Source organism: Parafrankia sp. EUN1f, assembly GCF_000177675.1.
Lineage (GTDB): Bacteria > Actinomycetota > Actinomycetes > Frankiales > Frankiaceae > Parafrankia.
Window position 1 is genome coordinate 48105 of record NZ_ADGX01000027.1, and the last position, 11726, is coordinate 59830.

Annotated in this window: 2 protein-coding genes; one reads left to right on the forward strand and one right to left on the reverse strand. The window is 70.6% G+C overall.

Features of this window, described 5'->3' with window-relative positions:
* Window positions 1-116 precede the first annotated feature (116 nt).
* The gene (locus FREUN1FDRAFT_RS10835; RefSeq protein WP_157474620.1) at window positions 117-11360 is read right to left on the reverse strand and encodes a hypothetical protein; all 11244 of its coding nucleotides are present in this window, start codon (window positions 11358-11360) and stop codon (window positions 117-119) included.
* Window positions 11361-11456: 96 nt separating this feature from the next.
* On the opposite strand from FREUN1FDRAFT_RS10835, the gene FREUN1FDRAFT_RS10840 reads away from it, so the two are divergent.
* Window positions 11457-11726: a hypothetical protein gene (locus FREUN1FDRAFT_RS10840; protein WP_035951247.1), complete on the forward strand. Its 270-nt coding sequence runs from the start codon at window positions 11457-11459 to the stop codon at window positions 11724-11726.

Below are 11726 nucleotides of genomic sequence, written 5' to 3' on the forward strand. Positions count from 1 at the left end.
GCGGTGTGCGGCTCCTGCCGAGAACACGCCTCCGCCGGTGAGGGCGGTTCACCCCGGTGGCCGGTCCGCGTCCCGGGGGCCAGCCGAGGTGCTCGCCGGACCACGCACATGCCTGGTCAACTGGTGGGTGTCGTGGTGTTCTGATCGGTCGACGACACGGGTATGGACTGGGCCTCGGTCTGCGGGGGAGAACCTGCCGTGGTGATCAGCAGCGTCTCGTAGTGGTTGTGCCCGTTGAAAAGCAGGTGAACGGGACTGTGCGCCGGGAGTCCGGAGTTCGCGCCGACCTCGTAGGCCTGTAGCGGGCTCGTCCAGATTCCTGGATGGGTGGGGCGCACCAGGACGACATCGATGTCGAGCAGGTTCAGAGTTATTTCGGGCACGCGGTCGAAGATCGCCGACTCCCAGAGCCTGGGAGATCGGATCGCCTGGGCCACGAGGTCGCTGATCCGTGTCCCTCGCTGCGAGGTCAGGCCGGAGACTGTCAGCAGGCGGGTCCATGCCGGCCCGAAATGCCTGCGGTGAACCTCTTCCGCGGCGCGGGTCCGTAGCTCGTCGTCTGATTCTCGGGTCAGTATCGCCGACCTGCCGATGACGTTCGCCAGCTGCGGCCGGGTGAGGGGCCTGAGAAGCTCTGCCGTGATGTCTCCGTACCAGGCGGAGCCCCTGGCGTCGAGGTCCGCCCGCAGTGATGCGCCGGCCAGTCCCATGAACCGGGCGTGTACGAGGTTCGCCAGGTCGGCTACCGACATCCCGTCGAGCATGGTGCCTGGATTTTGGCTGCGCGTGCTTTGAAGTAGCGCCTCGAAGAAGCAGCGGCCGTCGTTGGGGACCTGCTGCTGACGGAAGACACGGGAACCCACCGTCACCTCTCCTGGGCCCGACCAGTGAGCGGGCCGACCTGGCGTGGATTCTGACGTCACGGGGGCCGGCCGCACTGCGGCCTCCGCGGGAGCGCCACTGATTGGATCTGGAGATGTTGTCTCGAGCTGGGGGGTTACCTTTGCTGTTGGGGTGGTTGGTTCTGCTGGTTTGGGTGTCGGGGTGGTGAGGGGCGTGGGTGTTTTCTCGGGCTGGGGGGTGTTTCTGGGCTGGGGGGTACTGGACGGTTCAGCGAATGGCAGACCGGAGATTGCGTCGGAAAAATCTCCGGAGAAGGACCGGTCGGGTAGCGTGATCTCCGGGAGGTGCGCTGGACCCGGCGTGCCCTGCGGCGTCGGCTCGGGCTTCGGCAGTGGCAGGTCCATGCCGCGTGGCCCGTACCACTGGACGGGCGTGCCGTCCTCCCCTGGCAGCTCGAACGTCGTGGAGATCAGCGGGTTGAGCATGACCGCCAGCTCGTCTACGGGGAATCCGAGCTCCACCGGGACCACGCCGGTGATGGTCTCCGTCCGCCCGTCCGCCTTCAGCTCGATGGAGATCTTCGCGAAGCCCTCGAAGTTGGCCGTCGGGCTGGCGAACTTCCCGTTGCCCAGCACCCGGCCGGTCGAACCGATGATGTCCGCGCTGCGACCCCGGTAGGCCCCGCCGCCGCTGACCTCGACGCTGCCCTCAAGATCGGCGGCGAGGTCGGCCTCTACCCCGGCCTGCGCCGCCACGCCGCCCTGCGACCAGTACTGACGTTGCTGTGTCGTCTGCGTCGTGGTCTCGTTCACCGGGTTGAGCTCGGCCTTGTCATCGCTGCGCAGATGTCGAAGGTGCAGGATCTCGGCGGTGGCCGAGGCGGTGGTGTCCGGGGAGAAGGTGCTGTTCAGCAGCCGCGGCGTGGTCAGGGGCTCGCCGCGGGTCATGCCGGGGAGCGACGCGCTGAGGTTCGCGTTGCTGAAGGTCGCCTTGACGACGTCCCCGATCTTCGCCCAGCTGCTCGCGCCGAAGACCCGCGGGCCGTAGACGTCGAGCGCCCGATGCAGACCGGTGGTGTCGGGCAGGCTGCGCACGACGTCGGTGTCGCGAAGTCCGCGATCCTCCAGGTCGCTCCAGATCCGGGTCGGCGGGATAGGCGCGTCCGGCCTCCTGCCCTGTGGGCTCGGCGCGGGCGGGCGTGGCGTGGCCTCGGACTGCTCGGTGAGCACCTGCAGCCGCGCGTTCGCGTCGCTGATCCTGATGCGGTCGGCCCCGATCAGCGGCGTGCGCTCCAGGCGGAAGTGCAGGAGAACCGGTCCGTCGAACACCGCACCGGGCTGTCTGGTCTTGGTCGACACGGCGGTGCGGGTGGAGACGGACACGGTCACGACGTCATCACCGCCGGCGCTCACGGACACGGCGCCTCCCACCCGCCCCCGCACCGGGTCGACGCCGGAGGAGTCCGTGGTGCCCTGGACCTGGACGGTGACCCCGGCGGCGTTGGAGCGGCCGAAGGCGGTGATGCCGTCCGTGGTCGCGAGGGTGCTCGTCTGCTCGGTCCCGGTGTGGAACTCGGTCTGCGCGGTGTTGCTCACGTGGGGCAGACCGCCGTTCGTCGCCGGTACCGAGGCGGTGATCGACACCCGTCCGCCGGGTACCTGGATCTCGATCGGGTCGCCGGCAGTCATCGCCCGGAACTCGTACTGCAGGCGGTTCAGCGGGACTTCGGTCGTGATGCGCTCCTGGACCGCGTCCCAGCGCCGGCCGAACATCTCCCGGCCGGCCGGCTCGACGTCGCGCAGGATGTCGTCCATTCCGCGCAGCCGATCGCCGGGCCGCGCCGGGTTGCCGCGCAGGTCCTGCACGACGTCCGAGGAGCCGAGGCGCCGGCTGTCGATCATCCGCGCCGGTGCGGTGAACGCCTTGTCGGGGGTGCGGTCGCGCGGCCGGCCGTCCGGGCCTGCGACGCGGGTGTCGCGCAGCGGGAAGATGACGCCGGTGTCGGGCAGCTCGATGGTGCCGGGCGGGCGGTGCAGCCGGAAGCCCAGGCGGCGCAGCTCGTAGTTGACGACGAAGCGGACCGGCCCGGTGAACAGCGCGCCGTCCTCGACGGTCTTCGCGCGGGCGACGGCACGGCCGCCGCCGTGGCCGGTGTGCGAGGTCGACGTGTCGTGGCTGTAGTAGGCCGTGGCGTTGATCCGCAGGAACGGCACGGAGAGCCGCAGCCGTTGCGGCAGCTGCAGGAGGAGGCGGATGCGGCTGTCGACGGCCCCACCGGCGGTCTGTGCCGTCTCGGTGCCCGTCTCCGCGTCCACACCGGGCACCGTCTCGCGGTAGCCCAGGTCGCCGACCTCGGCGGTCACGGTCACCTTGCCGCGGACGAGCAGGCCGCCGACCCGGGTGGTCACTGACTCTCCGGCCGACAGCGAGGGCAGTTTCGCCCGCAGCGGGTCCCCGCCGAACCGGCGGTTGAGCCTGCGCTCGTTGGTCCGCCAGCGGTAGCCGACCAGCGGGCGGACGACCCGGGAGATCTCCCGCATCACCGCGTGGTCGTCGTCGCCGAGCCGGAGCACGGTGTCGCTCGAGCTGATCCGGTGCTCGTCGGCGAGCCGTGCCGGCGGATGGATACCGGACGCGGTGGCCCTGGGCGGCTCGATGAGACGTCCGCTCGGGTGGACCACGGCCGCCTTCGGGTCCTCCGCGGTCTGTTCGGCCTGATAGGCGGCCACCTCCGCCTGGTGGTTCGCCGGTGTGAGCAGGGCCGGCGGCCTGGTGGAGCCCGTGAACAACAGGCCTTCGCCCTGGGGGATGGTGGTCTCGGCCTTCGCCGTGGCCTGTGCTGTCGCATCGTTCTTCGCGGCGGCACCGAACGTGAAGGTGAATTCGACATCGTTGTCGTAGATCCCGACGCGGGTGGGGAACTTCGCTCCGGCTACCACCTTCCCGGAACGCAGTGTGCGCCAGCCGATGCGGCGCCGGTACTCGGCCCCGCCGAATCCGCCGAAGGTGCCCTCCCCGCCCGGCCAGGCGGCGATGCCCCCCGGGACCGCCGTCGTCTGCTGGCTCCACCAGTTCAGCCGTCGCCGGGAGATCTGGTTCGTCACATCCGCCTGCGAGTAGAGCTCGGTCGGGGTGATCCGCCGGAAGGCCGCCGAGGTGAGAGATGCCCGGGCCTGGATGAACGACCCCGGCGGCACCACACGCTGGTTGAGCTCCGGGCCGTCCATCACGGCGCCGCGGGTCATCGACGGCAGGCCGGACATCAGCCGGTCGCGATCGAACCAGCTCAGCACGTCCTGGCGGATCTGGCTCCAGCTCTGCTCACCGAAGAACCGCCGGCCCTCCTGATCGAGGGCTGCCCGCACCCGGTCCATCCGGTACAGGTCGCGCACCGTGTCGGTGTCGCGCATGCCGGTGCCGGGCCGGCCGCCCCAGATCCGCTCCGGTGGCAGCAGGACGTCCCGCGGCGCCGCCGCTGTCCCGTCGGACACCGCCGGGTCGGGTGCGATCGGGTCGGGCAGAGTGGGAGGAGGGTCGGCCGACCACGGCGTCGGCCGGTCGACGGGGCGGGCCTCCGCCGTCTCGATCAGCGCCTCGATGGCCAGATCCGCGGTCGGATCCGCCGAGCGGGTCGCTCCCACCACCTGCAGGTCGCGCATGGCGAAGGTCAGCCGCACCTGGCCACCGAACTTCTGCCCGTCCGCGGCCTTGGTCCTCGTCGCCATGCCGGCCTTGGTGATCTGGTCGCGCACGGCGAACGTGTCCCGGCCGACCTGGGCGGTGCCGGTCCCGGTCAGGTCGGCGACGTTGTCGATCGTCCCGATGAACTGCCCGCCGGCCGGCAGCTGCAGCGCGTCGCCGACCAAATGCTGCTCCGAGGTCGACTGGTGGGTCTCGGTGCCCGCGTTGAACTCCGCCTGGCCGGTGGCCCGCTGGTGGGCCAGCTCCGTCAGCTTCGCTGTGATCTCCAGGTGCTCGTTGACCGACTCCAGCAGCACGGTCAGCGGCTGGCCGGACATCATGCCCTTGAGATGCTGCTGGATGCGGTCCAGGTCGACCTCGCCGAGGATCTCCGCCTTCACCCGCGGCCACCTGTCGCCGTAGACCGTTCGCCCGGGCCCGTCGAGGCCGTCCACCACACCGGCGAAACCGCGGGTGTCCCGCATCGTCCGCGTGCCCGGCGGCAGGTTCGGGTGGACGTCGAGCACGACGTCGGTCGATCCGAGGCGGTGGTCGCGAGTGACCCGCTCCGGCGGGGCGAAGTGCCTGGTCGGCGGAGGCGGGCCGCCGTCCGTATCCGGGCTCTCCGCCAGCGGGGTCGCGACCCTCGTGCCGATCTCGAAGGTCCGCGGCGGTGGGTTGATCTGCCGCCCGGCGATGCCCGGAAGGACCCCCGCGAGCCTGCGCGCGGCACCGGCGCGCAGGTCGATCCTGACCCGGATGTCCGCGACGCCGTCGTAGATCGCGGCCGGTTCGACGATCTTCGTCTTGGCCACCGAGCGCGAGGCAGTCGTCTCCACCTGGCCGCGGAGCCGGTCCCAGGAGCGGCCGAAGATCCCCACCCACACCAGGTCGGGCCGGACGAGGCGCAGCGGCAACGAGAGCTGCCACCGCCAGCGGTGGTCGTGCAGGTCGCCGCCGGCCGCCTGCGACTCCGCGCCTGCCTCGAACTCGAACTTCGGTACGTCCCTGACATGGTGGAAGTCCCGTACCCGGGCGTCCAGGACGATCGTGCCCCGCCAGCCACGCTGGTTGATCACCAACTTGCGCTGGTCACCCCGGGTCATGCCGGCGAGGCGCCCGCGCACCACCGACGCCCGGGCGAAGTTCAGGACGTCGGGCTGGATCTCCGTCCAGGCGGCGCCGAGGGTCATCTTCAGCTGCCCCTCGATCCACCGGTAGACCGCCATCTCGCCCGGGTACAGGCTGATGACCGTGTCGGCGGCGCTCAGGCGGCCGTTCTCGGCGAGCCGCGGTGGCGGCGCGGGAATGTCCCGCGGGGACGCCGAGGCCCGCGCCGACGCCGTGTCCGGTGGCGGGGCAAGAGTGTTCTGCGCGTTCTGCCCGTTCCGACCCGTGTGGTCGCCGCCCGCGGCCTCATCCATCGTCGGCGCGCCGGTCCGCCCCTGCTCCGCGGGGTCGGCCGTACCGTCCGTCGGCGCGGAGATCACGATCGTCGGTATGGACGGGTCGGCCGACCTGATCATGCGGGGTGCCGACCGGCCGACCACCCGGGGATGGAGCGCCAGGTAAGCGCCGTCGTGCAGGGCCACGTACACCACGGGCCGACCAGTGGGCTGCCCCGGGATCAGTGACTGCCGCCGCGCCGTCGGCCTCGGGCCGCCGGCGGCGGTGGTGATGGGGCCGAGCGGCACCGGTGCTCCGTGGCGGTGGAGCACCTGGATCTCGACCTCGCTGACCTCCGCGATCGCCGCCGGCACCTCGGCGTACAGCGGCGTCGTCGCCAACGCCGGGTCCTCCAGGGCCGCGGCGACGAGTTCGGAGCGGTACGGAAGCCGGCCGTGCTCGGTGAGCGCGGCCCAGACGTGCGAGATCAGCCCGCGCATCGGCACCGGCAGCCACGGCTGCAGCAGCGGGAACCTGGCTCTGGGATCCGCCCGCAACCAGTCCGCGAGCCGCGCCCGAGCTTCCAGCTGGACGCTGGAATCCGACAGCGTCGACTGGCTTCCACCCGGATCGGGCTGCGGCCCGGACGTCTGGTCGGCGGTCGGATCGGCGGTCGGTGCGGTCGGCTCGGCGGCCGGTGCGGCGCTGCGTAGGAGCACCTCGACCGCGTTGTCGCTCAGCGCGTTGACCAGCATCGGGGCGACGTCCGACGCGCCGGCCGGCGGCGGCTGCGCGCGGAGTCGGCCCGCGAGCTCCCCGCGCAACGCGCCGATGCTCGGATAGGCCGACTGCCCGCCGCGGAGCTGCTGGCGCATGCTGGAGTGGATCGCGTCGAGGAGCCGGTCGCCCTGAGTACCCACCTCGCGGATGACGAACCGCACCCCCGGCGGTCCGTCGATCACCCGGCCGTTCATGCGGTTCTTCGTGGGTGCGTTGCTGCCGAGCTCGGTCTGGCTGGACGCCGCCGTGCTGGACCGGGACAGTCGCGACCTCCAGGTCCAGCGGGAGGCGTGCAGGCCGTCACCGGGCTGCGGGATGGCGGAGCTGCCGCGCTGAAGGACGGGTGAGCTGCCGCGCCTCGGGCCCGTCGGCGCCTTCAGCGTGCTGCCCGAACTGACCGACCCGCTCCTGATGGCCGAGGTACTCGGCTTTTCGGACGGCACCCCCTCCGGTGCGGGGCTGGTGGTTCCCTGCACCGCGGTCGGGTCGCCGCCGCGTCCGATGGGGGGATCCAGGCCGAGGAGCTGGGCGATGACGAAGGGGACGAGGGCGTCATCGAGCTTTGCACGGTGTTCCAGCTTCTGGCGGACCGCATGCAAAGCCGCGAGGATCTCCTGATCAGTGATGTGCTCGGCCGCCGGGTGGCCTTCGAGCGCGCGGCGCACCCATCTCAGCACGTCGGTCTGAGCCTGGCTCCGAGGCTGCCCGGGTTCTGTGGGCGGCGTGGATGTCCCTGCCGGCAGTGATGATTCTGTTTCCATCGGGAGCGGCGCCGGCTCGATCAGAAGTGGGTCCGCGGTATCGGGCCGGCGCGCGCCGTTCTGCTCCTGGGCGGACGCCGGGAGGGATGGGTCGAACGACGGTGATGGCTGCCCGTCCGAAGGCGCGAGGGTGACGTCGTCGGGGAGTCGCTGGTGGGGCTGTGGGCTCCGTTCGGGCTCGGCTATCTCGGTCGTTCCGGTGTTCTCGGTGGCCTGGTCGTAGCTGGGTGGGGTGCTGTCGTGGAGGGAGATGTTGTTGATGGGCTGTGTGCTGTTGACGGGGTATTCCGGTGCGGGGTCGGTGGTGTTGTGGGTGTTGGTTCGGTGGTCGCCGCCGAGGTGGTTTCTGACTTCTTGTTGGAAGCGGGTGATGCGTTCGTGGTAGCCGGTGTCGGGGCGGGTTCCGGCCTGGGTCTGGTCTGGTGTTCTGATCCAGAATTCGAGGGTGGTGAGTGGGGGTGTGGTGGTGGGGTTTCGGTGGGTGGCCTGGGTGATCTGGCGGGCGATGACGTAGGGGGTGGTGGGTGTGGGTGTGCCGTTGTGGAGGACGGTCATGCGGCCGTCGGGGGTGCTTCCGACGATGACGACGTGGCGGTTTTCCTGGAGGGCGGCGGCGACGTGGGGGGGTGCGTCGGTGAGGGGGGGTGTGGTGGTGGGGTCGGTGAGGTTGAGGGCGAGGGGGTTGCCGTGGGTGTCGGTGAGGTGGGGGAGGTCGGGTGGGGTGGCTGCCCGGGGCCACTGGTCGATGGGGGTGTTCTCGTCCGGTCGGAGGTGGATGGGGAGGTTGAGCTCCGCGGCGAGAATGTTGGGAAGGGCCGCGGGGTGAAGGCTGGATTGCAGGAGCGGATGGGGGGTGACGAGGGTGATGGAGGTGGGGGCGTTGGTGGTGGGCAGGTGCTGCTGGATGAGGGTGGCGAGGGCGGTCGGGGGGATGGTGACGGTTCCGGTCTTGTTGCCGCGGAGGTGGACGGTGGCGGTGTTGAGGCCGCCCCAGAGGGTGACCTGGAAAGCTCCGGGGATGCGTTGGGGTGCGGGGAATCTGTCGGGTTGGTCGGGTCGGGGTGGGGCGAGGTTGAGGGCGTAGGGGCCGTGTTCGTCGGTGTGGATCTCGGTGATGACGTCTCCGAAGGGAGCGCCGAGCTGGTTCCACGGGTCATCGAGGTCACGGTCGGTGTCGAGGTTGTCGCCGATGGAGACGAGGAGGCCGGTGGTGCTGTCGCGGACGTAGTCGATCTGGGGGGTCGTTCCGAGCGGTGGGGCGGTGACGGGGATCCAGTCGTCGGCTCGGATGTCCTGCAGGTGGCCGGCGGGTGTGGCGTTCTGGCCGACGTAGATCGGGAGACCGCCGAGTTCCACGGAGATCTCGCGTGCGAGGTTCTCCAGCACGGTTTGTGAGTCCGGGGTGAGGGGCCGGGAGGAGACCAGCCGGTACGGCTTCAGCGCAACCGGTGGCCGAGCAGGTGCGGGAGCTGTCAGCGGTGCGGGTCCGCCCAGTTGTCGGAAGTTGGCTCGTTCGATGTCGTCGAGCTGCCGAGCCTGGGCCTCGGTCAGGGCGTCGGCCTGGAGGACGGCCACGATTTCTTTCACGGAGATCCCGGCGTAGCTGTCGATCCGCCAGGAGAGCTTTCGCTCCTCGGCGTTGACGTGTACGACGAGCACCGGAAGGTCCGCCGGCCAGTCGAGCGGGTTCTGCCAGATCATGAGCTCGTCATGAGCGGTATTCGAGTTCGCGCGTGTGCCGAACATGTAGGAGCCGTTGTTGTAGGCGCGTGGCCCGTTCTTGACGCTCCTGGTGACTTCGGTCAGGACCGAATTCTCCCCGACCTGGATGTAGGTCGGGATCTCGGCCGCGCCGCTCGGTGTGACCAGGGTGATCTCCCCTGCCTCTATGTCGGCGCGGTGGAGGCGAAGCTGCCGGTCGTCGACCTTCGCGTCGCTGCCGGGGACGAAGCGGTAGGAGAACGGGTCGGCTCCGGTGGCGATCCGGGCGATCGGGAGTCGGAGTGCGTTCGCGAGGGCCTTCACATCCCGGTCGAAGGCGGCGGCGGCCTGTCGGGCGGCATCGCCGCGCGGAGATCGCGAGGACCGGAACTGCCGTGCCCAGTCGCCAGCACCGGTCCCGAGGGCCGGGGCCGCCGGTGGCGCCGGTGGTGCCGACCACAGCATCACCATGTCGACTTTCGGTGTCTGCTCCCCGGGCTGTGCGGGTTCTTCGCCCCAGCGCGCCGGTGTGTCACGGATCTTGGTGATCAGTTCGGAGGTCAGGTTCGGCAGGAGCGGGCGGATGCTGCCGTCGGGGAAGGTGACTCCCAGCCGGCCGTCGGGCAGTACCGGGAGATCCAGGACGAAGACCGAGTCCGGGTAGGGCAGGTCCGGGTCCCGCAGCGGATGTTCGTCGAGCAGGGCCTGGGTGGGTGAGGCCAGGCCGAAGTCGGCCAGCGGAAGCCAGACCACTGTTTCCGGTGCCCACAGGCGTCCGAGGCCGTCCGTCACCAGTGGCGGCTCAGAGCCGTCCGAGCTGTACAGCGCCTCCCAGTGCGGGGACCGGTTCTTCCTGGTGGGAGCCAGGTATGAGATGCCGGCGAGGGTGCCGGTCGGCAGGCTGGCTCCTGGGGGTGGCGCGAACACGTGTGTCCGTGCGACGGCGCCGACCTGGGCCCAGAAGGCCCTCGCCCTGGTGGTCAGGTTGTTGCTGGCGATGACCAACGGCTGGCCGTCCTGCCAGCCGTTCTCGCGAAGGAAGTCAGGCACGTCGGCGGCGTGAAGGTGGTGGGACGTCCCGTCGAAGCGGCCGACGAGGAGCGCAGCCGCGCCGTCGTTCACCCCGACCGTGCTGCCGCGGATCTCGAACCTGTCCGGAAGAGTGGGGACGTTCTCGGGGCGGGGGGCATGCCCGCGGCCGTCGGGTTGGAGCATGCTCAGCCCGCCGGGCATTCTGACGACCGCCGGGTCGGTGCGCCGGCGGGCCACGCCGTCGACGGAATGCCATCTGCTCGCACCCCGGTCTCCGAGGCGCCCCAGCGTTCGCCAGGTGCCTGGCCTACCGGAAGCCGTGACAAGCCGCGGCTGGCCGTCCCCGGCAGGCAGACTTCCCTCCGCCGGGACCAGGATCTCCATGCGGTGGGTGTTCGCGAGATTGCCCAGTATGGACACTTCGGTATCGCTGAGGCTCGCGGGGACCCAGATCCGCAGGTCCACGCGTCTGTTCGTCGCCCGCCACCCGCCTCGGCGCAGGGCCGCCTCGAGGTTTCTCGCGATCGCTCTGGGAGTGCCGCCGCCTGTGAGTGCGCCGGTGCCCCCCGGACCCTGGGGCAGGACGACGTCGAAGACTCCGGGGTCCTGCCGCTGTGCCGCCATCCGTTGCAGGTCGGGGAGTGCGGCCAGACAGGCGTCGAGGGTCATCATGCCCATGCCGCCGGGCCACCGGACGACGGTGTTGTCGGTGGGACGCAGGCTGCCGTCGTCGTGGGGGGCGAGCCAGGTGGGTGGGGTGATCTGAGGCTCGTCGCCGCGGGGCTGGGGGGTGTAGGAGAGCCAGTGGCTGGCGCCGTCGTCGCTGCTGGCGCTGGTGTTGCGCAGCGCGCCGTTCTCGACTCGTGGCTGGGTTCCGGGGTGGGGCGCCCAGATCTCGGCGCGGATCGTTTCGGTGAACGATCTGAGCTGGTCTTCGAGCGCGTACAGGCGTGCTGGGTTCACCCCGCCTGGCTCCGGGGCGACCCAGAACTGGATCGGTCCCCCTCGCCAGCCGGCCGCGTTGAGGAGCTCGCGCAGGCTGCCCACGGTGAGGGCCCGTGGGTGTTGTTCGGTGGGACTCGCGTGGCCGGGCCCGGTGGTGGTGACGGACTGATCTGCCTGGGAGGCCGGGGCGGGCAGGGCGATGCGGCCATCCGGGGTTCGTGGCAGGAACACGGTGGTCACGCCGGCGGGAGGGGTGAGTGCGGCGGCGAGGTCGGCGGTGTCGGCGGTGAAGATCGTGCGCTGGTCGGGGTTGGTCTGGACGCCGGAATGGCCCGCGTCGCCGGGCTCCCCGGGGCCGTTGCCGTGGAGGTGACCGATGTCGCCGTGGAGGAGGGTCTCCTCGATGAGGACGGCATAGGCGATGGCGGTTCTTCTCCGGAACTGTGGGCTTTGAATCAGGTTTCTGTAGGTGTCGATTATCTCCTGGTCGGTGATGATGTGCCGGGGGTTGGCGCGGTCGATTCTGGTGCGTGTTCTTTCGAGGATCTCGCTTTCTGCCCGGGTGGGAGGAGGCTGGGGGGTTGGTTCGGCTGGTGA

What these genes read in the sequence shown, in the direction of transcription:
- FREUN1FDRAFT_RS10840 (WP_035951247.1), top strand. Translation starts at nt 11,457, where the DNA reads ATGGCCCGCGTCGCCGGGCTCCCCGGGGCCGTTGCCGTGGAGGTGACC.